Genomic DNA, 23,944 nt, shown 5'->3' on the forward strand with positions numbered 1-23,944 from the left:
CGTCATGCCTCAAGGCCAATGGAGCGCCAAGCGCGAGCGCCAATACAGGGACATCAAGCAAAGCCTGCTGTCGCGCGGCCGCAGCGAGAAGCTCGCCGAGGAGATCGCCGCGCGCACCGTCAACAAGACGCGCGCGCAGCACGGCGAGGCGGAGGAGGCCAGTGCCGCGTCCTTGAACGACATGTCGCCGTCGAAGCGCGGCGGGGAGCACTCGCACATCGGCGCGCAGGGCCGCACGCGCGCCCAGCTCTACGAGGACGCGAAGCTTGCCGGCCTGGCGGGGCGGTCCCGCATGAGCAAGGCGCAGCTCGAACAGGCGCTCAAGCGATGAGCGGCGACTCCACCCCGTCCGACGCCGGCGGCAGCGTGCCGGTGCCGCCCGACACGGGGCTGCCGCCTTCCGCGCCGCCGGCACCGCCGGAGTCGCCGCCGATGGCGCCGCCGCCTGCGCCGGTCGACGATCCGTCTCCGAGCGCCACGCCGCCCGCGCCGGTCGGCGAGCCGCCGCGCGCCAAGCCGCCTGCCGCGTTCCTCACGACCTTGTGGATGAAGTGCAGCTTGCGCACGGCCGGCTTCGACAGCACGAACGGGTAGAAGTCCGGCTCGCCCATGCTGCGGGTCACCTCGTTGAGTGCGCCGGTCAGCTCGATCCAGCCGTTGACCACCGCCAGGAAGGCGAGGTCGTCGGCCGAGGGCTTCGCGTCCGGCTCGTCCGGGTGCAGCACCTGCGGCGTGAAGGCGTCGTACTGGATCTCGTCATGGTGCGCGACGAGGCCGAAGCTGCGCGCGGTGTCGAGCGAGTCGACCATGTGCAGGTAGTGCGCCCAGGTCTCGGCCCAGTCCTCGTAGGGATGCGCCGACGCGTATGCGCTGACATGGCGGTTCTTCCAGTCGAACGGGGCGCCGCTGGCGTAGTAGTCCTGCAGCGCCAGGCCGTAGTCCAGGCGGTCGTCGCCGAAGATCGCGCGGCAGGGCTCTTCCCACTCGGTGCCGCGCACCAGGCGCTGCCAGTAGTAGTGACCGATCTCGTGGCGCAGATGGCCGATCAGCGTGCGATAGGGCTCGTGCATCTGCGAGCGCACCGTCTCGCGGTGCACGTCGTCGGCCTCCTGGATGTCCAGCGTGATCAGGCCGTCGTCGTGGCCCGTCATCACCGCCGGGGCACCCTCTGGCGCGCGCAGCAGGTCGAACATCACCCCTTGCTCGGGGTTCTCGCTGACCCGGGACTCGACGGGCAGGCGCATCGCGATCAGCTGCGAGACCAGCGCGCGCTTGGCGAGCTCGACCTTGAGCCACAGCTCGGCGTTGTCGCGATCGGTCGGGTCGGGCACGGTGCGGTCGAGCCGGCACGATCGGCAGTAGGGCTTGAGCCGCGCCTCGTCGTTGTCGGGCAGCAGCCAGTTGCACGGCGCGGCCGATGTCCAGTTGATGCAGCGGCGGTAGGTCGTCAGCGGCGCGGTCTTGCCGGCGCCGCGCGTGCGCATCGCGCGGAACACTTCCGGGTTGCGCGTGGGCGCGAGCGGGCGCAGCAGCACGAGGTCCGGGTCGTAGCCCAGCGGCGTGCCGCAGGCCAGGCAGACGTCGTTGCGAAAGAAGACCGGGCGGCCGCAGCGGCAGCGGAAGGCGCGGCGGGCGGTCGGGGTCGACGTGAGCAGCGTCGGGACGAGGCGGCGGATGTAGGCGGGCAGGGGCGTGTCCATCCCCACTCGAAGGCAATCTCCGGGCCCGTGGCGAGGATAGGATCTGCCCGGTGAACCGCGGGCTGATCGCGCGATCGCCGGCAAACGGCCGGCGCAGACTGGAGCCCTCGTGGCGCCGTTGCGCCGTCCTGTCCAGGCACCTCGACATGAACAACACTTCTTCCCGCGGCCGTCCGCTGCGCCTGTGGCTGGCCGGCCAGGCCACGATCCTCGGCGGCGCCGCCGCGATGGCGTGGACGCATTCGTTCATCCCGATGGCGCTCGCTGGCTCGGCGGCGCTGATGATGACGGTGCCGCTGGTCAAGGCCATCGCGGCGGGCAAGCGCATCCGCCGCTGAGGGCGTCCGAACGCGGCCAGGGCTGAACGAATGCCCTGCAGGGCGGGCCTCTCGCTTGCTGAAGTTGAAACGAATCCGGTCGGTGATTGCCAAATGCAAACGGCACTCGCGCGCACCGGGCAGACACTTCAACTTCGCAGGAGACCGACATGGCAGATCCCCGACTCGTCACCGGCCTGTTCCCCGATCGTGACAGCGCCGAGCGCGCCTATTCCTCCGTCGCGTCGCGCGGCTACGACCGCGATGACGTCAACCTCGTCATGTCGGACGAGACGCGCCAGCGCCACTTCGCGCCGGACGCCGTCGTCAATACCGAGCTGGGTACCAAGGCCGCCGAGGGCGCGGGCATCGGCGGCGCCATCGGCGGGACCGTCGGCGCAATCGCCGCGGCCGTCGCCGCCGTCGGCACCAGCCTCGTGCTGCCGGGCCTCGGCCTGGTCATCGCCGGCCCCATCGCCGCGGCCCTCGCGGGCGCGGGCGCGGGCGGCGCCGCGGGCGGCCTCGTGGGCGCGCTGATCGGCTGGGGCATCCCGGAAGAGCGCATCGCCGAGTACGAATCGGGCATCCGCGACGGCGGCATCCTGATGGGCGTGCGTCCGCGCAGCGCCGACGACGCGCTCGCCTTCGAGAACTCGTGGCGCGACGCCAACGGCCAGCTGATCCGCAGCTGATCCTTCACCGGGCCGGCGCGGGCGCGTCGGCCTTCTTCATCCCGGAACGCGACTCGCCAGGAGCGCCGACCGGATCAGGCGATTCGTCGCCGCAACATTCCAGGAGACATCATCATGGGCAAGTATCTCGTCGGTTGGCTGTTGGGCGTTCCGGTCTTCGTACTGGTCATCCTGTACTTCTTCTTTCACTGAACGCGCGGTCCCCGCACGGCGCCTCGGGGTCGCAGCGATGCGATCCGGGGCGCCGTCGTCGTTTCGGGATGCGGATTCAATGCGCGCCGATGTTGGCGTCGAGGAACTTCGCGACGCGGTTCCAGAAGTCGATCGTGTGCTCGTAGTAGTGCCAGCCGTGGCCCTCGTCCTCGTAGACGATCCATTCCACCTTCGCGCCGGGCTGCTTCATCAACGCGTCGTGGAAGCGCTCGCCGTGCTCCAGCGGCACGCGCTTGTCCTTCTCGCCGTAGGCCAGCAGCACCGGCGCGTGGATCTTCGCGGCATTCTCGGTCGGCGACGTCGCCTTGAACTTCGCGGCGTCGGCCACCGGGTCGCCGACAAGCTGGGTCAAGCCGTACTTCTTCCATGCGTCGCTGGCATCGCTCCAGCGTGAGGTGAACAGCAGGTCGATGTCCGTGACGCCGACCCAGTCGACGCCACAGCGGTACAGGTTGGGATCCTTGATCAGGCCCATCAGCACCGCATAGCCGCCGTAGCTGGCGCCGGCGATGCACACGCGCTTCGGATCGACCAGCCCTTGCGCCACGGCCCATTTCACGCCGTCGGCGAGGTCGTCCTGCATCGCCAGTCCCCATTGCTTCCAGCCCGCCGCGAACAGCTTCGCGCCGTAGCCGGTGCTGCCGCGGAACTCGGGCTCCAGCACGGCGTAGCCATGGGCCGCGAGGAACTGGACTTCGGGATCCCAGCCCCACACGCGGCCGCGCATGTACGGGCCGCCGTGCACCAGCACCACGAGCGGCAGGTTCCTGCGCTCCGCGCCGCGCGGCACGCTGAGGTAGGCCGGGATCTCGAGGCCGTCGCGCGCGGCGTAGTGCACCTGCTCCATGTCGGCCATCTTCTTCGGATCGATGTCGGGGCGCGCGTTGCCCAGCGTCATCATCTTGCCGTCGGGCACGCTGTACAGGAAGTACAGGCCGGGGACGTGGTCGGAGTACGCGGTGATCACGACGAAATGCCCGTCGCCATGCGGGGCCACCGACAGCCGGTTGACCGTCGACGGCAGCAGCTTGTCGATCTTCGCCTGCAGCGCTTCCACGTCGGGCGCGATCCACTGCGTCACCTCGGCGTCGACGTCGTAGCGCAAGCCGGCCAGCTTGCCCTGCGACGACAGGTAGGTCGGGGCCAGGTCGTAGCGCTGCGAGACGAGGTAAGGCTTGTCGGCCAGCCTGTGGTGGGCGAGGTCGTAGGTCCAGACCGCCGCGGTGTCGCCGCCGTTGTTGGCCGACAGGTAGAGCGTGTCGTCCGCGTCGATGAACTCGGGATGCAGCGCCTTGCCGTCGTTGTAGCGCCCGAACTCCGCGAGCGGCGTCCACTTGTCCGAGGCCGGGTCGCGCGCCAGCACCGTCGCGCGGTCGTCCTTGAACGTGGTGACCACGCGCAGCGCGCCGTGGCTGTCGAAGACCCATTCGAAGCTGTGCACGGGCGTCTCGACCTCCGAGGTGCGGCCGTGGATGGTCTCCAGGCGCTCCAGCTTCACGTAGTCGACGTGCGTCTGGTCGCCTTCCTGGGCCGTGACGATATAGACGTCGTCGCTGCCGTCGCCGACGGGCCGCAGGAAATGCGTCCACCACGGCAGCAGCGGCTTCTCGCCGCCGCGCTGGATCCAGGGCGCCCAGTCGCGATCGACCAGCTGGCGCAACGTGCCGCCGTCGGCGTTGACGGCGTAGAGCCCGTTGGCGTAGCGGTGCTCGCCGACCGGCTCCTGCAGGTCGGCCAGGTCGAACACGAGGCGGTGGTCGTTGACCCAATCGAACGAGCGGACGTCGGCATCGTCGTAGGAGGCCAGCAGCGTGAGCTTCCTCGTGGCGAGATTCATCGCGACGAGGCGGATGCGGCCGGTGTCCGGCCCGGCCATCGTCATCGCCACCGTCTGGCCGTCGGGCGAGATCGACGCGCCGGTCATGTGCGGCGACGCGAAGAAGTGCGCGGGATCGGCGGGATCGTCCGCGGCGTGCGCGAGCGTGCCGCAAAGGGCGGCCAGCGCGAGCGCCAGGTGTCGTGCGTGGTTGCTCATCCGGGCGGCGATGCTCGGGAACGACATGTCTCTCTCCTCCTTGGAATCCGCGCGCTCGGGGCGTGTTCGCCCGGCGGCTGTCGTCGATGCGGTGCGTGGGAGGCCCGAGTCTAGCGGCCCGTGCCGCGGCCGCGTACTGGGCACAGCCCTTGCCGAATCAGGATCAACGGATCACATCGATCCGCAACACCTGAAGGAGTTCGACATGAACAAGGACCAAGTGCAAGGCCGTGCCACCGAGGCCAAGGGCGACATCAAGGAAGCCGCCGGCAAGATGGTGGGCAACCAGAAGCTGCAGGGCGAAGGCCTGGTCGACCAGGCCAAGGGCAAGGCGCAGGCTGGCCTGGGCGATGCCAAGGAAAAGGTCAAGAACGCGATCGACCGCTCGTAAGTCGATCTCCTGCTCCGCAGAAATCCCGGCCGCGTGCCGGGATTTTTCCTTCAGGCGGCCGGCGCGTTCAGCACGGCTTCGACGTGGTAGCCGTCGGGGTCGATCACGAAGGCCGCGTAGTAGTTCGGCCCGTAGTGCGAGCGCGGGCCGGGCGCGCCGTTGTCGATGCCGCCGTGGGCCAGGGCCTCGGCGTGGAAGCGGTGGATCGCCGCGTGGTCGGGGGCCGCGAACGCGATGTGGAAGCCGGGCGGCGGAACGATCGCCGTCGCGGTGCGCTGCTTGATCGCGAACTTGTCGCCGCCGCCCGCGCGGCCGTAGCCGACGGCCTGGTCGTTGGCGCCGCCCTCGAAGTCGGCCCAGACACGCACGAAGCCGAGCGCGCCGAGCGCGGCGTCGTAGAAGGCGGCGGAGCGGCGCAGGTCGGCGACGCCAAAGGACACGTGATGCAGCATGGGTGGAATCCGGAAGCGAGTTCCGGATTCTGCCCGCTCACAGAAGCAGCTCGCTGGACTCGCCCGTGGGCACCGGCGTCATCGACGGCAGCGCGATCTGCACGCTGTGCTGCCGTCCGTCGTCGACCAGCGGCAGCCGGCTCGAGCCCAGCGCGCGGCCGTCGAGCGTGACCTGCGGCTGCTTGTCGTGGCCGCTGCGGTCGAACTGCAGGCGGAACAACGTCGTCCCGTGCACGTAGTCGACCTCGAAGCTCGTCCAGTGCGGCGGGATGCGCGGATCGAGCAGCAGCGACGGGTGGCCGTCGACCACCTCCAGCCGCAGGCCCAGCACCGCCTCGACCAGCAGCCGGTACATCCAGCCCGCGGAACCGGTGTACCAGCTCCAGCCGCCGCGGCCCGTGTGCGGCGCGACGCTGTAGACGTCGGCCGACATCACGTAGGGCTCGACCTTGTAGACGGCCACCTCCGCCGGCGTGCGCGAGTGGTTGACCGGGTTGATCATGTCGACCACGTCCCACGAGCGCCGCGCGTCGCCGCTGGCCGCGAAGGCCATCGCCGCCCAGATCGCGCCGTGCGTGTACTGGCCGCCGTTCTCCCGCACGCCGGGCACATACCCGCTGATGTATCCGGGATTCGGGCCCTTGCCGTTGAACGGCGGGTCGAGCAGCTTGACGATGCGCTGCTGCGGATTGACCAGCCGCGCGGCCAGCGAGTCGAGCGCCTTCTTCGCCTTGTCGCGCGGCGCGATGCCGGAGAGCACCGACCAGCTCTGCGCGATCGAGTCGATCTGGCACTCGACGCCGCTCGCGGTGCCCAGCGGCGTGCCGTCGTCGAAGTAGGCGCGGCGGTACCAGTCGCCGTCCCAGGCATTGGCCTCGATGGAGACGGACAGCTTGTCGCGCGCCTCGCCGCACATCTGCGCGAAGGCGTCGTCCTGGTGGATGCGCGCGAGCCTGGCGAACTCGCGCAGCACCTCGCAGACGAAGAACGCCATCCACACGCTCTCGCCCTTGCCGTGCTCGCCGATCAGGTTCATGCCGTCGTTCCAGTCGCCGGCGCCGATCAGCGGCAGGCCGTGCGAGCCCAGCCGCAGGCCGTGCTTGACCGCCAGCGCCGCGTGGTCGTAGAGCGAGGCCGTCTTGTGCGACACGTTGGGCAGGTCGAAGTAGGACTCGGCATCGTCGGGCAGCGGGCGGCCCTCGATGAAGGTGACCTGCTCGTCCAGCACCCCGACGTCGCCGGTGGCCTCGACGTAGCGGCACAGGCCCAGCGGCAGCCACAGGTAGTCGTCGCTGATGTGCGTGCGGACGCCGCGGCCCTGCGGCGGATGCCACCAGTGCTGCACGTCGCCTTCCTCGAACTGGCGGCTCGCGGCGAGCAGCAGCTGCTTGCGCAGCAGCTCGGGCCGCGCGTGGACCAGCGCCATCGCGTCCTGCAGCTGGTCGCGGAAGCCGAAGGCGCCGCCGGACTGGTAGTAGCCGCTGCGCGCCCACAGGCGGCACGCGATCGTCTGGTAGACGAGCCAGCCGTTGGCCAGCGCGTTGAGCGCGGCGTCGGGCGTGCGCACCTGCACGGCGCCCAGCGTCTTCGTCCAGTGGGCGACGACGCGCTCGAACTCCGCCTGCGCGACCGGGTCGGTGCGGTACTTCAGCGCGATGCGCTCGGAGTCGCCGTGGTTCTTGCCCATGCCCAGGCGGAACACGACGGTGCGCGACTCGCCCTCGGCCAGGTCGATCGGCACCTGGAACGCGGCGCACGGATCGAGCGCGGCGCCGGTGCGGCCCGACAGGCCGGCGCGGCGCAGCGCCATCGGCTCGATCAGGTTGCCGTTGCGGCCGACGAACTCGGTGCGGTCGCAGGTCATCGAGCCGGCGAGCTGGTGCTCGGGGTCGACGTCGAAGAAGCCCATGTAGTCGGCGTGATCGCCGCTGTACGGATTGCGCGCGAAGGCCGGGCCGTCGTCGACGTGGTCGGTGACGATGTGCGGCGCGGTCGCCGGGCGCAGGCTGCCCAGCACCCATTCGACGTAGCCCGTCACGCTGATGCGGCGCGCGCGGCCGGAGTCGTTGCGGATCGTCAGCATCGAGAACTTGATCGGCGCATCGATCGCGCAGAAGACCTTCAGCTCGCTGCGGATGCCCTGCGCGTTCTGCTCGAAGGTGCTGTAGCCGAAGCCGTGGCGCGCGACGGCCGCGCGGCCCGGCGTGCCGTCGGGGTTGAGCGCGACGCCGCTGGGCATCCAGGCGACGCCGGTCTCCTCGTCGCGCAGGTAGAAGTTCTCGCCGCTGGGATCGGAGACCGGGTCGTTGTGCCACGGCGTGAGGCGCCACTCGTGCGCATTCTCGGCCCACGTGTAGGCCGCGCCGGACTCCGAGATCACCGTGCCGAAGTCCGGATTGGCGATCACGTTGGCCCAGGGCGCGGGCGTGCGCACGCCCGCGGGCGGCGCGACGACGTACTCGCGGCCGTCCTTGGCGTAGCCGCCGTAGCCGTTGAACAGCGCGAGGTCGCCGGTGGGCACGCGCTGCTGCGGCGGCGAGGTCTCCGGACGCACGCTGCGCGTCGGCACGAACGGCGCGAGACGGCGTTCCGGGCCCGGGCTCTGGCGCAGCTGGCTCTTGGGCGCGGTGCGGCGCTCGGTGCGCAGGCGTCGGGCCAGCTGTTCGGCCAGCGAGCCCTGGCGGTCGCTCAGCACGGCGCGCGCGACCGACAGCAGCAGGATGCGGTCTTCCTGCGGGATCTGGTCGGCGTGGCGCACGAAGATGCCGCCCGGCCTGTCGACGACATGCGCCTCGACCCCCGCGGCGATCAGCCCCATGACCTGCTCGTGCAGGCGCTGGCGATAGACGTCGCGCTCCTCGTTCCAGATGACGAGGTCGACGGCCAGCCCCTTCAGGCGCCACCACGCGTGCGCCATCACGAGCTGGCGCACGAGCTCGAGGTTGGCGACGTCGGAGATCTGCACCAGCACGATGGGCAGGTCGCCCGAGATCGCATAGCCCCACAGGCCCGACTGGCCGCGCCGGTTCTGGCGGATGATGCCCGGATCGGCCCGCAGCGCGGCCTGGCTGAACAGCACCGCGCCGGCCAGGCGCGCATACATCTGCGCGTCGCCCTCGCTGGCGTTGAGCTGGCGCAGCAGCACCTGGCTGTGCGTCCACGCGAGCTCGAACACGCGTTCGGCCAGGCGCCGGTCGCGGTACTTCTCGATCAGCGCCAGGCAGTCGGCGCGCTGGTCGCCGACGCCGATGACCAGGTCGACGATGACCGTCTGGTCGGGCTGCAGCGTGATGGCGCAACGGCTCGACGCCACCGGGTCCAGCACCGAGCCCTGCGAGTTCGACAGCGCCTCGCCGCCGAACATCGCGGCCGGCGCGCGCAGGCTGCCGCCGCGGCCGATGAAGCGGGCGCGGTCGGTCTCGTGCGTCACGGCCGATACCTCGGAACCGCGCGGCGCGTGCACGGCCATCAGGTGGAACATCCACGGCGACGGATCCTTCTCCGCGCGCGGCCGCCGGTTGGCCAGCAGGGCGGGCAGGCCGTCGACCAGCTCGGTCTGCACGAACAGCTTGCCGAAGGCCGGATGCTGCACGTCGGCCGCGGGCGTCATCAGCACCACCTCGCAGTAGCTGGTGACCTCGATCGTGCGCACGCGCCGCGTCGTGTTCTTGATGCGGATGCGGCGCAGCTCGATGGCGTCCTCGGGCGACACGGCGATCTCGGTGTGCGTGTCGATGCCGGCGTCGCGGCGGCGGAATTCGGCGCGGCCTTCGGTGAAGATGGCCTGGTAGTCGGTCGCCTTGCGGCCGGTCGGCTGGAAGGAGGTCGACCAGTATTCGCCGGAGTCGACGTCGCGCAGGTAGGCGTAGCTGCCCCATTCGTCGCGGGTCGTGTCCTCGCGCCAGCGCGTGACGGCCATGTCCTTGTAGCGGCTGTAGCCGCCGCCGGCCTGCGTGACCATCACGTGGTAGCTGCCGTTGGACAGCAGCTGCACTTCGGGCGTGGGGGTCTGCGCGTCGGTGAACAGGCGCAGCGGCGTCTCGGTGGTGGCCGACACCGAGCGCGGCGCCGACGGCTCCATCGTGGCTTCGGCGACGATGGGCATCACGTCCTTGGGCACGCGTTCGTGCAGCAGCATCAGCGTGGCCTGCACGCTGCGGTCGGACGCGAAGTGCTGCTGCATGCGCGAGTGGCCCAGCGCCTGCTCGATGGCCAGCAGGCTCATGCCCTGGTGGTGCGCCATGAACGAGCGCACGACGGCCTTGGTCTGGCCGCGCGGCACGCGCATGGGCGTGTAGTCGACCGCCTCGTAGAAGCCGTACTCGCCGGCTGCGCCCAGCGACGCCAGGCGCTGCAGGTTCGAACACGCGGCCACGGGCTCGACGATCGTCGCCATCGCGGTCGCGTACGGCGCGATCACGAGCTCGTCGCCCAGACCGCGCTTGAGGCCCAGCCCCGGCACGCCGAACGCGCGGTACTGGTAGTTGAGCGCGGTGTCGGTGGCGTTGTAGCCGGACTCCGAGATCCCCCAGGGCACGCCGCGTTCGCGGCCGTAGTCGATCTGGCGGCGCACGGCGGCGCGGCAGGTCTCGTCGAGCAGCGTCTGCTCGAAGTTGGGCATGATCAGCGGCGGCATCAGGTACTCGAACATCGAGCCGCTCCACGACATCAGCACCGGATTGCCGTCGTGCGCCGTCAGCAGGCGGCCCAGCGAGAACCAGCTCTCCTGCGGCAGCTGGCCGCGCGCGATCGCCGTGAAGATGCCCAGCCGCGCCTCGGAGGCCAGCAGGTCGTAGTGGCCGGCGTCGAGCGCGCGCTCGTCGACGTTGAAACCGATCGCCATCAGGTGGCGGCGGTCGTCGTACAGGAAGGACTGCTCCTGCTCGCTCAGCGCGTCGACGCGGCGCGCGAGCTCCTCGATGCGGTCGAGGGTGATGCGCGCGTTGCCGATGCCCAGCGATGCGAGCACGCCCAGCGTCGGCAACGGTGCCTGCGCGGCGGCGCCGAGCGCCGCGGGCGAGGCATCGGGCGCCAGTGGCAGCGCGAGGCCGCCCAGCGCGGCGAGCTCGTCACGGCCGGCCTCGCATTGCGCGACCAGCGAGCGCGCCCAGCGCAAGGCCTCGCCGGTGTCCTCGTCGGCATCGGCGCCGCGCGCCTCGCCGGACAGCGCGGCCTCGACCGCGGCCAGCACCTCGCGCGCCGCGCCCTCGAACGAGTCCAGGACGGCCTGCAGCTTCGGCGCCGAGGTCGGCATGTCGGCGCAGGCCGCGGCCACGAGCTTGTCGGCGCGATCCAGCGCGGGCAGATGCGCGCCGGCGGGCAGGCTCTCGCGGATGAGGGCGACGACGTCGGACACGCCCTGGCACCACAGCGGCGAGAACGGCGGCTCCGACGGCAGCGCGAGCAGGGCCATGCGCAGCGTCATCAGCTGCGCGACGAGGTTGCCCGAGTCGACGGTGGAGATGTAGCGCGGCGCCAGCGGCAGCAGAGACTGCGTGTCGTACCAGTTGTAGAAGTGGCCGCGATGGCGCTCCATGCGCTCCAGCGTCGTGACGGTGGCGGCAATGCGCGTGAGCATCTGGTCCAGCGTGATGAAGCCGGAGTCGCGCGCCGTGAGGTTGGCCAGCAGCGAGAAGCCGATGTTGGTCGGCGAGGTGCGGTGCGCGACGCGCGCGACCGGGTGCAGCTGCACGTTGTCCGGCGGCAGGTGGTTGTCCTCGGAGCCGACGAAGGTCTCGAAGAAGGCCCAGGTGCGGCGCGCGACCAGGCGCAGGAACTTGCGTTGCGCGGCGTTGAGTTCGCTGCGCGGCTGCGCCAGCGGACGATCCGCCAGCCACACGATCAGCGGCGAGAAGAACCACAGCAGCAGCAGCGGGGCGGCCGCGGCGATGGCCCACGGGCGCACGTCGGCCAGCAGCGCGGAGATCAGGATCGCGGCGGTCGGGCCGGCCCACAGCGCGCGGATGTTGTCGCGCAGCGCGTCCATCGTGCCGGGCGCGTGGCCCAGGCGGATGTCGGCCGACGCCGTCCATTCGAGCAGGCGGCGTCCGCGCACCATGCGCCAGATCGTGCGGCCGATGGCGTCCAGCGTGGCGACGGCCTCGGTGGGCAGGCAGGCGAGCGTGTGCACGAGCTGCACCAGCTGCAGCGCGATCGGCAGCAGGCGGCGCGGCGAGGGCGTCGAGTTGACCCAGTTGATCGGCGCTCGCGCCAGCCCCATCACGTGCGCGGCGAACGGCACGATGCCGACGATGACGATGATGCGCAGCGTCCACATGAACGGCTCGGGCAGCCGGGCCCAGCCCAGCACGGCCAGCGCGATCAGCGCCGTGGGCACGAGGCTGCGCCGCAGGTTGTCGAACAGCTTCCACTTCGACAGCGTCGACAGCGGATTGCGCGGCGCGCCAGGCAGCGAATGCAGGCGGCGGCGCAGCCAGCCGATCAGCTGCCAGTCGCCGCGCACCCAGCGGTGGCGGCGCGCCATGTCGGCGCTGTAGCGCGAAGGCGTGTCCTCCAGCAGCTGCACGTCGGACAGCAGCCCCGAGCGCGCGTAGCAGCCCTCGATCAGGTCGTGGCTGAGGATGCGGTTCTCGGGCATGCTGTCGTGCGTCGCGCGCTCGAAGGCGTCGACGTCGTAGATGCCCTTGCCGACGAACGAGCCTTCGCCCAGCAGGTCCTGGTAGACGTCCGACACGGCGCGCGTGTACGGATCGATGCCAGGCTCGCCGCCGAACATGCGCGCATAGCCCGAGCGTCCCACGCTGGGCAGGTTCAGGCCGACGCGCGGCTGCAGGATGCCGTAGCCCTCGACGACCACGTCCTTCTTGACGCCGCTGCCGAAGCGCGGGCGATTGAGCGGATGGGCCATCGCCGAGACCATCTCGCTGGCCGACTCGCGCGGCAGCTGCGTGTCGGAGTCCAGCGTGATGACGTAGCGCACGTCCTGCAGCGACAGCGTGTCGCCGACGATGCGCGCGAACGCCTTCTCGGCATCGGGCCGGCCGCGCAGCAGCGCGTTGAGGTCGGCCAGCTTGCCGCGCTTGCGCTCCCATCCCATCCACACGTTCTCGACCGCGTTCCACCGGCGCGGGCGATGCAGCAGCAGGAAGGGCGACGGATTCTGCTGGTTGCCATCCGGCTCGGCGTAGCGCTTGTTCAAGGCCTCGATCCGGATCGCCGCGTAGTCGACGAGGTCGTCGTCCTCGGGCATGGTCTCCTGCACGGCATCGCGCAGGTCGGTCAGCAGCGCGAACTGCAGGTGCGGGTCGCGGTTGGCGAGGAAGCGCACCTCAAGCGCGTCGACCAGCGTGTCGACGTCCGCATGCTTGCCCAGCAGCGTGGGCACCGCGACCAGCGTGCGCGAGCGCGGGTCGATGCCCAGCGTGTAGTCCAGGCGCGGCAGGGCCTCGGGCGTGACGCTCAGCGTGACGATCCAGTTGACCAGCGACAGCGCGAGCTGGCTCGTGGCCAGCATCAGCAGCAGCAGCAGGACGAGTCCCTTGGGCGACCACACCTGCAGGTCGAGCTCGTGCGCCGCCTGCCGGATCGGCCCCAGCGACATCAGCATCGCGAACATGAAGATGCCGCCGATGTAGGCCGGCAGCGGCGAGTGCCCCGCGCGGTTGAGGAAGCCGGTGCGGCGCGCGTTCATCGCCGCCTCGAGGGCAGGGCGGCCGTTGCCGATCAGCCAATAGCCGACGTGGGCCTCGCGGTCGTCCTCGCCCAGCTCGCGCGCGGTGCTGCCCAGGCGCTCGCCCGCGGCGGTCGCGAGCTCGATGGCCTTGCGTGCCACCGCGGGCTCGTCGCCGGCGGACGCGCGCGCCACGCTCTCGACGGCGTGGCGGTAGGTGTCGCGCGTGCTGAAGTCCATGCGGCCGTAGACGCCCAGCGGGTCGCCGCGCAGGATCTGCTCGACGCTGCTGAGGGTCTCGACGAACTCCGGCCAGTGCGTCGCGCCCAGCAGGCGCAGGCTGCCGATGCTGTTGGACACGGACACCTGGCTGGCCGCCTGCTTCTGGCTCTCCAGGTGCACCAGGTGCTCGATGGTCTCGTTGGCGTCCGACAGGCGCTGCTCCATCCACGTAAGCGGCAGCGCGAGCGCCGCGCCCTGGCCCTGCAGGCGGCGCGCGAACTCGGCGACGAAGGCGCTGGTCATGTTCGGGTTGGAGCGCGCCATGTCGGCGATGACCAGGATCAGGTCGCTCGGTCGCTCCTCGGCGGCCTGCAGCATGCGCGAGGCCCAGGTCTCGGCGAGGTCGCGCTCGTCGAGCGCCGCGGCCACGCGCACCGCCACGCGGCGCAGGTTCTCGATCAGCGCCAGGCGCAGCATGATCGGGAACGCCCACAGCTCGCCCAGCTTGAGCGGCTGGCCCGACTGGTAGGCCGCGACGAAGCGGCTCAGCGTGCCGCGGCTCAGGCGGCCGTCGGCGTGGGCGATGGCCTCCAGCGCGAGGTCGTAGACGCGCGGCGTCGTGCCGTCGGTGGTGGGCGAGGCCTCGGCCAGCCGCGGCAGCTCCTGGCTGTAGCCGTGCGGGAGGTGACGCCGCGCCGTGCGGATCTCCTCGTCGATCAGGTACATGTTGTCCAGCAGCCATTCGGACGCGGGCGTGACCGGCCGGTCCTTCGCGACCGCTTGGCGCAGCTGCCGCGCGACGTTCTCCAGCACCCGCTCGTTGGCGGCGAGGCGGGCCAGCAGGCGGTCGGGGCGATGGCTCTGCGCGAGGCGGTGGCGACCGGCCAGCAGCTTGCCGTGCGCCACCATCTGGTCGCTGCTGAACAATGCGGCGCGCAGCGGCTCCTCTTCCTCGTGCTCGTTTCCGGCTCCGGTGTTCCACAGGTGCTCGTGGGCCCATTCGGTGGCGTGTGCGAGCAGGGTGCGGATGGAGCGATCGGATCCCGTCATTGGCTTGTGTCCTTGGGGTCCGGAGCGGACCGTGGATGCGCGTGCAGCAAATGGTGAGCCCGACCGTGGGCGACGGTTCGGGGGGAGCGCTCGACAGGCGCGGCGGGCGTGGGCAGAAGCAGGGTAAACGTTGCGGCAAGCGCGCTGGCACACCCCTTGCCTTGTCATGGGCAAGCGCGGGATGCGCGAGCGTCCCGAATCCACCTCTCCAACCGGCTCCGCATGCGAGCTCCACCGCCATGTCCACTGCCGCCGCCACCTCCGCCTCGCCATGCGACAGCCCTTGCGCCGATGCGCTCGACATGCTGTCGCAGGGCCACGAACAGACCCGCGCCCTGGCCGACGAATGCCGGCGCGTCGCGCGCCACGTCTCCGCCGACCCGGCGATGCAGGGCCTCGCCGAAGCCTTGTGCCGCGCGATCCACCGCATGGCGGCGCTGGAGGAAGAACTGTTCTTCCCGGCCGCGCGCGCCGCGCTCGAGGCGTCGCGACTGGTCGATCTCGCTGAGCTCGAACATGCGACCGCGCGCCAGATCATCCGCCAGCTGCAGAACGCCGAGCCGGGCGAGCCGCGCTACGAGGCGCTGGTGCTGGCCCTGACCGAATGCGTGGAGCGCCACGCCCGCCATGAGCAGGTGGAGCTGTTCCCGCGCCTGCGCGAGTCCTGCCTGGACATGGACGCGCTGCGACAGCGGCTCGACGCCCGTCTCGCCGCGCAGGACGACGACGTCTTCACCGTGGAGGACAGGCGCGCCCGGGAGCGTGCGGCGGCGCATTGACCGAGGTGCCAACGGGGTGCCGTCCTACGACGCGTGGGCATAGCCGTTGCCTATTCACTCCCGCCAGCCGCGAATCGCGAGACGACTCGTGGCATCCGAACCAGACGCCGCCTGGCGTCCCAACGAACTAGGAGTCCTCCATGTCCCCGATGCACAAGTCCATCACCGCCCTGGCCGCTTCAGCCCTGCTCGCGACCGTCGGTTTCGCCACCGCGCAATCGACCGACACCGTGACCACCGACGCCAACGGCAACCAGACGACGACGACCACGACGGTCGACACCGCCACGCAGGTCATCCCCGCGCCGCCGACGGGCGTGATCGAGCTCGCCAAGCCCAAGAACACCGTGATGCCCACGGACAAGCAGCCTGACGGCCCGCTCGGCATGGAGAACAACCTGATGACGACGGGCGTCGTCGACGGCATCACCCGTCCGAGCATCGGCGACCACGCCACGCCGCCCATCCCCGGCCCGGACACGACCGTTGCCGTGACCAAGGAAACCACGACCACGACGACGATCGCGCCGCCGGCGCCCGCGCCGGTGGAAGCGGCCCCCGCACCGGTCGCCGAGCCCACCCCGGCTCCGCAAGCCGCGCCGGAGCCGATGCCCGCGCCGAAGGCCGACCGCAACTGAGGCGCGATCCCGCCTCGATGACGACGGGCTCCTCGGAGCCCGTTTTTTTTGGCGCGCGCCCGTTTGACGCCGTGTCCGCGCGGTGGTCAACTGCGCCTGGCCAACGCGACAGCAGGAACTACGGGCCGCCCCCGACACTTCGGCACGGCTTGCAGTGGTTTTGCATGCCCCATGGGGTATTTTCCCGATGAGGCTTCGGCTAACCTGCCGTCGCATCGGATCCTTGCCGGACTGGCACACCGGTTGCCGTGAATGCGCTCAACCGGGCAGCCACGCCCGTCCGACGTCAACCCGGAGACCCTCCATGACAACGCCCTCGACCCCCGACACGAGCTTCCCCAAGACCGGCACCACGACGCCCAGCTCAGCCTCTCCGGCCACGCCGTCGGCCGGCGGCTCGGGCTCGCGTCCCACCACGGGCGCGGGCGTCGCGGCCGACAAGGCCGACGCCGCCATCGACCAGGCCGCCGCCGCCGAGCGCGACGTGATGCGCCGCGTGGTGCAGGGCGCGCACGAGGCCGTCGACCGCCTGGCCGACAAGGCCATCCCGGCCGTCGAACGCCTGCGCGGCACCTACAACGACGCCGCCGAGTCGCTCAAGCAGCGCGCCGACCAGGCGGCCGACCTGAAGGACGAATGGACGGAGAGCCTGCGCATGGCCGTGCGCGAGCATCCGCTGGCCGCGATCGGCACCGCGCTCGCACTCGGCGTCATCCTCGCCAAGCTCACCTCCAACAACGATCGCTGATCCCGTCCATGGACCATGACGCACCGACGCCGCCCGAGGCGCCACCCGACGAAGTCGAGTCGCTGCCCAAGGCGATCGGTGCGTTGTTCGCCGACCTGCCCGGGCTGCTGAGCGATCGCGTCCACCTGCTGTCGCTCGAGCTGCGGCGCGCGTCCAACGCGCTGGGGCAGATGGTGGCGCTGGGCCTGCTGGCTGCCATCCTGTTCGCCACCGCGTGGATCACGCTGTGGATCGGGCTGGCCGAGGCCTTCCTCGCGGTCGGCCTCAAGTGGCCCTGGATCGTGCTGCTGGTGCTGTTCGTCAACCTCTCGGCCGCCGTCTGGGCGTTGATGCGCGTGAAGGCGCTGGCGCCGCTGCTCGCGCTGCCCGCGACGCTGCGCCGGCTGACCGATTCGGATGCGTTCGAGCGTCGAGAAGAAAGCGATTCGTCCCATGGCTGACGCCGCTTCCCCGCACAGGAAATATCCCGAGATCGGGGCGCGGGTCGTCGAGATCGATCTCGAGACCCAGATCGCGCTCGCCGAACAGGCCGTCATCGCGCGCGACTTGCGCATCCGGCGTCGCACCGATGCGGTGGTTCGGCGCGTCAGGACGCAGGCGCTGAAGAACGCCGGCGGCGGCCTGCTGCTGGGCCTGGGCACCTTCGCGCTGACCTGGTGGATCAACCGGCACAACCGCAAGAACGCACCGCCGCCGCAGCCGGCCGCGGCACCGGACGCCGACTCGCACGCGACCTTCGAGCACCTGTTCCGCGACGCCGGCTTCACGCTGGCCGGGCTGTTGCCGCTGCTGTGGCCGATGCTGCCGCGCGCTTGGCGGCGCACCGTCACGCCGGGCACCGCGAGCACCGTGCTGACGTTCCTCGCGCCGCTGCTGGGCAAGCTGTTCCGGCGCAAGCCGCGGCAGGCGCAGGCCTCCTGAGCAGCGCTTGCGCGGACGCCAAGAACTGGTTTACTGTCGGGCATGGCACTTGCCATATCGCCCGCGGGGCCTGGTCACAGTCCCTGCCTCAATCACGAGAGGAACCATGACCCACGCCCGCGTCCTGACGGCCGCTGCCATCGCCGCAACCCTGTTGATGTCGACCATGTCGGCCTTCGCCCAGGCCAACGCGCCCTCGATGACACCCGCCGAGCGCCACGACTGGGAACGCTCGCACCGTCTCAGCAAGGTCATCGGATCGGACGTGCGCAACAAGACCGGCGACAAGATCGGCGACATCCGCGACTTGGTGGTTGACGACCGCGGCACCATCAAGCTGGCGATCGTGTCCACCGGCGGCTTCCTCGGCGTCGGTGACCGGCTGCATGCGGTGCCCTGGGACGCGCTGACGCTGGGCCCTAAGGACGACCACATCCTCGACATCGACAAGGCCCACCTGCAGGCCACCCCCGGATTCACTTCCAAGACCTGGCCCAACCTCGGCGACGACCGCTGGCTCGCCGACAACCGCCGTTATTACGTCCACTGACTTGGCGCCCTCGACCGGCGCGGGAGACCACCATGCGACTGCTCACCAGCCTGGCCCTGATCACCATCGCCTACGCCGCGTTGACGCGCGTCAACAAGGTTCACACCGCGCGCTTCCACGCGAAGCCGGCGGCCAAGCCTGAAGAGGTGCAGACCTGGGAAGGCGAGGGCGGTGGCCTGCCCACCGGCGGCCCGGGGCCGGGCGTGAAGGTGGCGCCGGCGGCGGTCAACGATCCGGATCTCGCGCACGGCGGCGTCTGAGCCGTCCTGCGGTCAAGGCGGGCTCGCGCGCGCCCGGCGCTCGATGCGCCGCTTCTCGCGCTCCTGCCGCACCCGGCGCCGGCGATAGATCGCCATCAGCGGCGTCGCCGACACGCCGTGCAGCAGCACCGACAGCGCGATCGCCGGCAACGTCGCGTTGACCAGGTCGGCACACAGTGCCGGCGACAGCCCCGAGTCGATCGCCAGCGCCAGGTAGAACAGCGAGCCGACGCCGCGGATGCCGAACCAGGCGACGATGCGGCGCTGCGTCTTCGGCAGCCCGGGCTGGGTCAGGAACACGCTGAGCGGGCGAATCACGACGAGCAGCAGCGCGGCATACGCCAGCGGCTCGCCGCGCCACTGCACCCACGGCATCGCGAATCCCATCAGCAGCACCATCACCACCTCGACCAGCCGCCCGCAGCGCTCGCCGAACGCAAGCAGGCGATCGGACAGTTCGTCCGTCTGCGCGCCCACCGGCGCCAGCGACGGGGACGCCTGCTGCGAATGCCGATGGAACAGGCCCAGCGCCGCCGCGAACACGAACAGGAACGACGAGGTCTCCGTCAGGCGCGACAGCCCGTAGGCGACCGTGATGATGCCCAGATAGAGCAGCTCGTCCCAGCGCAGCTCGTGGCCGCGGCGCATCAGGCCGCGCACGAGATTGCCGAGGACGTGGCCGAAGGCCCAGCCGAGCAACGCGCCGCCGGCGATCGGCCAGACCAGGTCCATCCAGAGCCAGCGCAGGCCGTGCGCGCCGAGATCGCCGATACCCAGCAGGCCCAGGCCCAGCATGACCGCGGGCAGCGATGTGCCGTCGTTGAGGCCGCCCTCGGCGGTCAGTGCGACGCGCCCGGCGTCGCGGTCGATGCGCGAGCGGATCTGCACCTCCGAGGCCAGCACCGGGTCGGTCGGCGCGAGGATGCCGGCCAGCAGCACCGCGCCGCCCCAGCCCAGTCCCGGCATCAGCCAGACGCCGGCCAGCGTTGCCAGCGCGATCGTGACCAGCATCGTGGCGCTGGCCAGGATCGCGGCGACGCGCCAGCCCTTGAGCGTCCACGGCACGCGCAGCTGCAGGCCGACGGCGAACAGCGAGATCAGCACCGCTGTCTCGGTGATGATCACCAGCATGTCGGCCCGCTCCGGCGCCGTCGGCGGCGTCATGACGCGGGAGCGCACCATCCAGCCGGCGATCCAGCCGACGGCCAGGTACACGGTGGCCGGCGACATCGGCAGGCGGGTGACGTGCAGCTCCAGCAGGCACATCGCCAGCAGCACGGCGCCCAGCAGCAGCAGCGTGGCGGTCAACATGGTGCTCGCCCGCCGGGGCGTCCCGCGCGCGGTCGCGCGCGCGTCACGCGCCCTTGCGCGGGGGCGCGAGCTTGGCCGCTGGCGACGAGGCGGCGACCGGCGGCGCGGTGGCCGGGCCCGTCTTCACGCCGGCCGCGGCCGCGCCCTGGACATGCGAGACGGCCGCGGTGCAGACGTCGCGCTCCTGCTGCCGCAAGTCCACCAGCGCCAGCAACGCCGCCAGCGGGTTGATCAGCGACAGGCCGACCGCCGCCACGCCGCGCTTGACCAGCGGCTTGGCCTCGGGGCGGATGTGCGGGTCGTCGAACGTGCCCGTCACCTTGACCGGCGTGCGCAGCGCCAGCGGGCTGGTGTCGTGCGGGTGCGCGGTCATGCGCAGATCGAGCGTCTCGGCGGCCAGCGACAGGTCGCCGTCGATCAGCATCGTCGTGTCCTTGGTGTCGATGACGAACACCTCGGGCATCACCTTGCCGTTGACGAGATCGAACTGCGCCAGCGCGCACTGCATCGGCAGCTTGTCGTCGCCCTTGACGAATACGCCCAGCGCCTGCGCCACGTCGATGCCGGCGGCCTCGACGAGGATGTGCGACACCGTCCCGTCGCGCACCCACAGCCGCGCGGTGCCGTCCAGCGACGCGAGCAGCTTCGCGCTCGAGTTGCCTTCGCCCTTGAGCTGCGCGTTGCCGCCGAGCGCGCCGCTGATGTAGCCGACATCGGCCTTGGCGCCGCTGGCGTCCTTGTGCACCGCGACGTCGCGCGCCTTCAGGAAGCGATCGAGCTGGATGCCGCTCCAGCGCAGGTCGGCGTTCCACTTCGGCACGGCGGGGCGGCTGTCCAGGCCGATGCCGCCCTGCACCTCGCCGGCCGAGGTGCGCGCCAGCAGTTCCTTCAGGTTCAGCACCCCGTCCTGCAGCGTGATGCGGCCCTGCAGCGGCTTGAACGGCTCGAGCAGCCTGGTGCCGAGATCGAGCACCGCGAGCTGCACGCCGACGTCGGCGTTCATCGCCTTCAGCGACGGGATGTCGAAGGCGCGGTCGGGGATCACCTTGCCGGGCTTGGCGTTGGACGCCGAGGCCGGCGCATCCGGCGGCGCCGCGCCGAAGGCGGGGCCCAGGTCGGCCAGCGCGAGGCGCGCGCCGCCCAGCGTGCCGGTCAGCACCGGGACGTCGGGGCCGTTGTCGAACTTGAAGCTGCCGTTGAGGCGGCTGGTGCCGATGTCCATCGCGGCGATCCCGGCGTCCCACACGCTGCCGTGCTTCCGCAGGCGGCCGTGCGTGGCGAACTTCGCGGTCGTCGGCAGCGTGACGCCCAGCGCGTCGCCGACGGCGGCCAGCGACGGCCCCGAAGCGACGAAGGTCGCGTCCATGCCGCCGAAGTGCAGCAGGTCGGTGGCGGTGCCGTCGACGCGGATGTGGGTCCTGTCGGCGTTGACGTCCAGCCACAGCGGCACCGAGACGGCCGCGGAGTCGGACGCCGCGAGCGGCAGCAGGCCGCTGGAGCGCAGCTGGATCAGCAGCGGCGCCTTGCGGTACGTGCCCTTGCCGTCGACCTGCAGGCCCGGCGTGTCGTCGTCGATGGCGAGCGGCTGGCGCGCGGGAGTGGCGGTGCCGCCGGACGCGGCGATCGGCGCCGAGCCGGCGAGGGTCGTCGATCCGACCGTGGCGACGCGCACCTGCGGCGTCGACGCGCCCGAGGCCGCGATGGCCGCGGCCTCGGCCGTGCCCTCGCGCGTGGTGACGCGGGCGTCGGCAGTGATCTGCAGCGGCTCGTCGACGATGCGCACCGCACCGTTGCGCACGTTCAGGCGCTCGAAGCTCGGCAACTGCGCGGAGCTGGCGGACGTCGCGGGCTGCGCGGCACCGAACTGCCAGTTGGCGTGGCCGTCGGCGTTGCGCTTGAGGTTCAGCTCGAGGCCGTCGACGTCCAGCAGCTTCACGGCGATCGGCTGGCCGGTGCCCTTCCACTGCTCGTACAACGTGCGATAGCCCAGCGCCAGCTTGACGTTGCTCGCATGCATGAAGTCGCGCGGCTTGCCGGCGTCGTCCACCAGCGTCGGGCCGTTGGCGGGCGCGGGGCCGATGGTCATCGAGTCGGTGTGCGCGCGCACGGAGCCGAACAGGCGCACGCCGAACTGGTCGCCGAAGGCAACGGGCCGATCGAGGATCTGCGAGAGCTTGTTCTCCAGCGGATGGCGCAGGAAGGGCCATTCGACGGCCTCGCAGACGCAGATCGCGACCACCAGCAGGACGACGACGCCCAGCACGCCGAGGCCGGCGTTGCGCCAGCGGTGTTTGCTCGAATCAGGGTTCGCGCGATCCATCGCGGTCAGTTCGACGGCCGGTCCGGCATCGACGGATCGGAGATGCGGCGCAGCGCCGCCGCGACGTGGCCCTGGTGGCGCATCGCGAGGTCGCCCAGCGACACGATGCCGACGACGCGGTTCTCGGCATCGACGACCGGCATGCGGCGGATCTGCACGTCGGACATCTGCTGCATCGCCTCCTGCACCGTCTGCTCGCCGGTGCACCAGCGGGCGTGGTCGGTCATCACGTCGGCCACGCGGGTGTTGGCGGGCAGGCCGGCGGCCGTGGCGCGCACGGTGATGTCACGGTCGGTGATCATGCCGACGAGGCCGCTCTTGTCGCAGACGGGCAGGGCGCCGACGTTGAGCTCATCCATCACTTGCGCGGCTCGCTGCAGGCTCTCGTCGGGGCGGACGACCTGCACGTTGCGCGTCATGAAATCCGAGATCTTCTGCATGGGAGGCCTTGCGATGCGGGGCGTTGGCGACGGAATGGTCGGGGGCCGTCGGGCAAATGCCGCTCCCGTCGGCGCGCGTCCGCTGCATTGACTTGTTTCGAGTTGCACGGCGCGGCGTGAGCGGCCCCAGCAGCGCCAGCAGGCGCCGTTCGGCTGCCGACAGCGCCCGGCCGCGCGCGGCTTCGGCGGCCTTCGTCCAGCGTTGCTGCAGCAGCGCGGCACGCGCCTCGTCGTCGCCCAGCAGCGCGCCGAGCTCCAGCACCTTGGGATGGATGTAGGACTTCCTGCAGACCGCCACCGTGTTGCGCAGCCGCGCCGCGACCTGCGCGATCACCTGCTTGGCGGCCCCCGGCACGCGCTCGCCGGCGCAGGCCGCGCGCGTGAACTCGAGGGCCAGCACGCTGCCGTGCCAGGTGCGGAAGTCCTTGGCCGTGACGCGCGCGCCGGCGATCTCGCTGAGGTAGTCGTTGACGTCGGCCGAGGTCACCTTGTGCAGGCCGCCCTCGTCGTCGGCGTACTGGAACAGCTCCTGGCCCGGCAGCGCCTTGCAGCGGCGCACGACGGCCGCGACCCGGCGGTCCGACAGCGTCACCTCGTGGCGCACGCCGCTCTTGCCCTTGAACGACAGCCGCAGCTCGCCCTCGCGCACGCCGGCGTGGCGGGTGCGCAGCGTCGTCAGGCCATACGAGCCGTTGCCGCGCGCGTATTCCTCGTTGCCGATGCGGATGAAGGTGGTGTCGAGCAGGCGCACCAGCGTGGCCAGCACCAGCGTGCGGGTCGGGCGGCGGCCGTCGTGGGCGGCGAGGTCGCGCTGGACGCAGCGACGGATCCGCGGCAGCGCGGCGCCGAACGCGCGCATCGCCTCGAACTTGTCGTCGCCGCGCTGCTGCTGCCATTGCGGGTGGTAGCGGTACTGCTTGCGGCCGCGGGCGTCGCGGCCCGTGGCCTGCAGGTGGCCGTTGGCCTGGGCGCAGATCCACACCTGCTCGTACGCCGGCGGAATCGCCAGCTTGCGGATGCGCGCGAGCACCGCCTCGTCGCGCACGCGCTTGCCGGCGGCGTCGAGGTAGTGGACGAGGTCGCCGCGCTTGACGCGTCGCAGGCCGGGCTCCGCATCGCTGACCCAGACCAGGCCCGCGGGCACGGTTTCCGGCGCGTCGGCCACGTGGGCGGGCTGCGCGGACGGCTGATGGCGGCGGCGGGCGGCGGGCGTGCGGGTCATGGTGGGCTCGCCATGGCAGGCCGCGTGCCGTCGGGGTGGGCTCGCGGCTTGCC

General features: G+C 71.2%; 19 protein-coding genes. 11 read left to right on the forward strand and 8 right to left on the reverse strand.

Annotation, left to right across the window (positions count from 1 at the left end):
• Positions 1-4 precede the first annotated feature (4 nt).
• Positions 5-331: a plasmid stabilization protein gene (locus LPC04_RS10450; protein ID WP_275682158.1), complete on the forward strand. Its 327-nt coding sequence runs from the start codon at positions 5-7 to the stop codon at positions 329-331.
• On the opposite strand, the gene LPC04_RS10455 is transcribed toward LPC04_RS10450, so the two are convergent.
• Positions 321-1,700 (reverse strand): zinc-binding metallopeptidase family protein, encoded by a 1,380-nt coding sequence (locus LPC04_RS10455; RefSeq protein ID WP_275682159.1) that lies wholly within the window; start codon positions 1,698-1,700, stop codon positions 321-323. The genes LPC04_RS10450 and LPC04_RS10455 overlap by 11 nt on opposite strands.
• 146 nt (positions 1,701-1,846) lie before the next feature.
• Here LPC04_RS10455 and LPC04_RS10460 point away from each other — a divergent pair, with 146 nt between their 5' ends.
• The gene (locus LPC04_RS10460; protein ID WP_275682160.1) at positions 1,847-2,038 is read left to right on the forward strand and encodes a hypothetical protein; all 192 of its coding nucleotides are present in this window, start codon (positions 1,847-1,849) and stop codon (positions 2,036-2,038) included.
• Positions 2,039-2,187: 149 nt separating this feature from the next.
• Complete coding sequence (locus LPC04_RS10465) at positions 2,188-2,709, forward strand: hypothetical protein (protein WP_275682161.1); 522 nt, start codon at positions 2,188-2,190, stop codon at positions 2,707-2,709.
• Positions 2,710-2,977: 268 nt separating this feature from the next.
• Here LPC04_RS10465 and LPC04_RS10470 read toward each other — a convergent pair whose 3' ends face one another.
• On the reverse strand, positions 2,978-4,984 hold the full coding sequence (locus LPC04_RS10470; protein ID WP_275682162.1) for a S9 family peptidase: 2,007 nt from the start codon (positions 4,982-4,984) through the stop codon (positions 2,978-2,980).
• Positions 4,985-5,162: 178 nt separating this feature from the next.
• Here LPC04_RS10470 and LPC04_RS10475 point away from each other — a divergent pair, with 178 nt between their 5' ends.
• Positions 5,163-5,348, forward strand: coding sequence for a CsbD family protein (locus LPC04_RS10475; RefSeq protein ID WP_275682163.1), 186 nt, complete (start codon positions 5,163-5,165; stop codon positions 5,346-5,348).
• 50 nt (positions 5,349-5,398) lie between these two features.
• Here the strand turns inward: LPC04_RS10475 and LPC04_RS10480 are convergent, their stop codons facing one another.
• Entirely contained in the window at positions 5,399-5,800 is a 402-nt protein-coding gene (locus LPC04_RS10480; protein WP_275682164.1) for a VOC family protein, read from the reverse strand.
• Positions 5,801-5,837: 37 nt separating this feature from the next.
• Positions 5,838-14,702: a glycoside hydrolase family 94 protein gene (locus LPC04_RS10485; RefSeq protein WP_275682165.1), complete on the reverse strand. Its 8,865-nt coding sequence runs from the start codon at positions 14,700-14,702 to the stop codon at positions 5,838-5,840.
• 239 nt (positions 14,703-14,941) lie between these two features.
• Here LPC04_RS10485 and LPC04_RS10490 point away from each other — a divergent pair, with 239 nt between their 5' ends.
• The 7 genes from LPC04_RS10490 (at position 14,942) to LPC04_RS10520 (ending at position 18,598) form a co-directional block, all read left to right on the forward strand.
• A complete protein-coding gene (locus LPC04_RS10490) occupies positions 14,942-15,481 on the forward strand; it encodes a hemerythrin domain-containing protein (RefSeq protein ID WP_275682166.1) in 540 nt (179 codons plus the stop codon).
• Between the two features lie 140 nt (positions 15,482-15,621).
• Positions 15,622-16,119 carry a hypothetical protein gene (locus LPC04_RS10495; RefSeq protein WP_275682167.1) on the forward strand — a complete coding sequence of 166 codons (498 nt, stop codon included), beginning with the start codon at positions 15,622-15,624 and terminating at the stop codon, positions 16,117-16,119.
• A 304-nt stretch (positions 16,120-16,423) separates the two neighbouring features.
• Entirely contained in the window at positions 16,424-16,867 is a 444-nt protein-coding gene (locus LPC04_RS10500; protein WP_275682168.1) for an ElaB/YgaM/YqjD family protein, read from the forward strand.
• Between the two features lie 8 nt (positions 16,868-16,875).
• Complete coding sequence (locus LPC04_RS10505; protein WP_275682169.1) at positions 16,876-17,307, forward strand: phage holin family protein; 432 nt, start codon at positions 16,876-16,878, stop codon at positions 17,305-17,307.
• Positions 17,300-17,788: a hypothetical protein gene (locus tag LPC04_RS10510; RefSeq protein WP_275682170.1), complete on the forward strand. Its 489-nt coding sequence runs from the start codon at positions 17,300-17,302 to the stop codon at positions 17,786-17,788. Before LPC04_RS10505 ends, LPC04_RS10510 begins: the two co-directional genes overlap by 8 nt.
• 106 nt (positions 17,789-17,894) lie before the next feature.
• Positions 17,895-18,338, forward strand: coding sequence for a PRC-barrel domain-containing protein (locus tag LPC04_RS10515; protein WP_275682171.1), 444 nt, complete (start codon positions 17,895-17,897; stop codon positions 18,336-18,338).
• 32 nt (positions 18,339-18,370) lie between these two features.
• Complete coding sequence (locus tag LPC04_RS10520; RefSeq protein ID WP_275682172.1) at positions 18,371-18,598, forward strand: hypothetical protein; 228 nt, start codon at positions 18,371-18,373, stop codon at positions 18,596-18,598.
• Positions 18,599-18,610: 12 nt separating this feature from the next.
• Here the strand turns inward: LPC04_RS10520 and LPC04_RS10525 are convergent, their stop codons facing one another.
• The 4 genes from LPC04_RS10525 to LPC04_RS10540 are packed head-to-tail and all read right to left on the reverse strand — an operon-like array spanning position 18,611 to position 23,891.
• The gene (locus tag LPC04_RS10525) at positions 18,611-19,909 is read right to left on the reverse strand and encodes a cation:proton antiporter (protein ID WP_275682173.1); all 1,299 of its coding nucleotides are present in this window, start codon (positions 19,907-19,909) and stop codon (positions 18,611-18,613) included.
• 43 nt (positions 19,910-19,952) lie between these two features.
• The gene (locus tag LPC04_RS10530; protein WP_275682174.1) at positions 19,953-22,229 is read right to left on the reverse strand and encodes an AsmA family protein; all 2,277 of its coding nucleotides are present in this window, start codon (positions 22,227-22,229) and stop codon (positions 19,953-19,955) included.
• Between the two features lie 5 nt (positions 22,230-22,234).
• Positions 22,235-22,648: a CBS domain-containing protein gene (locus tag LPC04_RS10535; RefSeq protein ID WP_275682175.1), complete on the reverse strand. Its 414-nt coding sequence runs from the start codon at positions 22,646-22,648 to the stop codon at positions 22,235-22,237.
• A complete protein-coding gene (locus tag LPC04_RS10540; RefSeq protein ID WP_338055434.1) occupies positions 22,581-23,891 on the reverse strand; it encodes a DNA topoisomerase IB in 1,311 nt (436 codons plus the stop codon). Before LPC04_RS10540 ends, LPC04_RS10535 begins: the two co-directional genes overlap by 68 nt.
• Positions 23,892-23,944 lie beyond the last annotated feature (53 nt).

Source organism: Scleromatobacter humisilvae (genome assembly GCF_023231945.1).
GTDB classification, from domain to species: domain Bacteria; phylum Pseudomonadota; class Gammaproteobacteria; order Burkholderiales; family Burkholderiaceae_C; genus Scleromatobacter; species Scleromatobacter humisilvae.

What these genes read in the sequence shown, in the direction of transcription:
- LPC04_RS10515 (WP_275682171.1), top strand. Translation starts at nt 17,895, where the DNA reads ATGACCCACGCCCGCGTCCTGACGGCCGCTGCCATCGCCGCAACCCTG.
- LPC04_RS10520 (WP_275682172.1), top strand. Translation starts at nt 18,371, where the DNA reads ATGCGACTGCTCACCAGCCTGGCCCTGATCACCATCGCCTACGCCGCG.
- LPC04_RS10475 (WP_275682163.1), top strand. Translation starts at nt 5,163, where the DNA reads ATGAACAAGGACCAAGTGCAAGGCCGTGCCACCGAGGCCAAGGGCGAC.
- LPC04_RS10530 (WP_275682174.1), bottom strand. Translation starts at nt 22,229, where the DNA reads ATGGATCGCGCGAACCCTGATTCGAGCAAACACCGCTGGCGCAACGCC.
- LPC04_RS10465 (WP_275682161.1), top strand. Translation starts at nt 2,188, where the DNA reads ATGGCAGATCCCCGACTCGTCACCGGCCTGTTCCCCGATCGTGACAGC.
- LPC04_RS10510 (WP_275682170.1), top strand. Translation starts at nt 17,300, where the DNA reads ATGGCTGACGCCGCTTCCCCGCACAGGAAATATCCCGAGATCGGGGCG.
- LPC04_RS10535 (WP_275682175.1), bottom strand. Translation starts at nt 22,648, where the DNA reads ATGACGCGCAACGTGCAGGTCGTCCGCCCCGACGAGAGCCTGCAGCGA.
- LPC04_RS10540 (WP_338055434.1), bottom strand. Translation starts at nt 23,891, where the DNA reads ATGACCCGCACGCCCGCCGCCCGCCGCCGCCATCAGCCGTCCGCGCAG.
- LPC04_RS10450 (WP_275682158.1), top strand. Translation starts at nt 5, where the DNA reads ATGCCTCAAGGCCAATGGAGCGCCAAGCGCGAGCGCCAATACAGGGAC.
- LPC04_RS10495 (WP_275682167.1), top strand. Translation starts at nt 15,622, where the DNA reads ATGTCCCCGATGCACAAGTCCATCACCGCCCTGGCCGCTTCAGCCCTG.
- LPC04_RS10460 (WP_275682160.1), top strand. Translation starts at nt 1,847, where the DNA reads ATGAACAACACTTCTTCCCGCGGCCGTCCGCTGCGCCTGTGGCTGGCC.
- LPC04_RS10505 (WP_275682169.1), top strand. Translation starts at nt 16,876, where the DNA reads ATGGACCATGACGCACCGACGCCGCCCGAGGCGCCACCCGACGAAGTC.
- LPC04_RS10470 (WP_275682162.1), bottom strand. Translation starts at nt 4,984, where the DNA reads ATGTCGTTCCCGAGCATCGCCGCCCGGATGAGCAACCACGCACGACAC.
- LPC04_RS10500 (WP_275682168.1), top strand. Translation starts at nt 16,424, where the DNA reads ATGACAACGCCCTCGACCCCCGACACGAGCTTCCCCAAGACCGGCACC.
- LPC04_RS10485 (WP_275682165.1), bottom strand. Translation starts at nt 14,702, where the DNA reads ATGACGGGATCCGATCGCTCCATCCGCACCCTGCTCGCACACGCCACC.
- LPC04_RS10455 (WP_275682159.1), bottom strand. Translation starts at nt 1,700, where the DNA reads ATGGACACGCCCCTGCCCGCCTACATCCGCCGCCTCGTCCCGACGCTG.
- LPC04_RS10480 (WP_275682164.1), bottom strand. Translation starts at nt 5,800, where the DNA reads ATGCTGCATCACGTGTCCTTTGGCGTCGCCGACCTGCGCCGCTCCGCC.
- LPC04_RS10490 (WP_275682166.1), top strand. Translation starts at nt 14,942, where the DNA reads ATGTCCACTGCCGCCGCCACCTCCGCCTCGCCATGCGACAGCCCTTGC.
- LPC04_RS10525 (WP_275682173.1), bottom strand. Translation starts at nt 19,909, where the DNA reads ATGTTGACCGCCACGCTGCTGCTGCTGGGCGCCGTGCTGCTGGCGATG.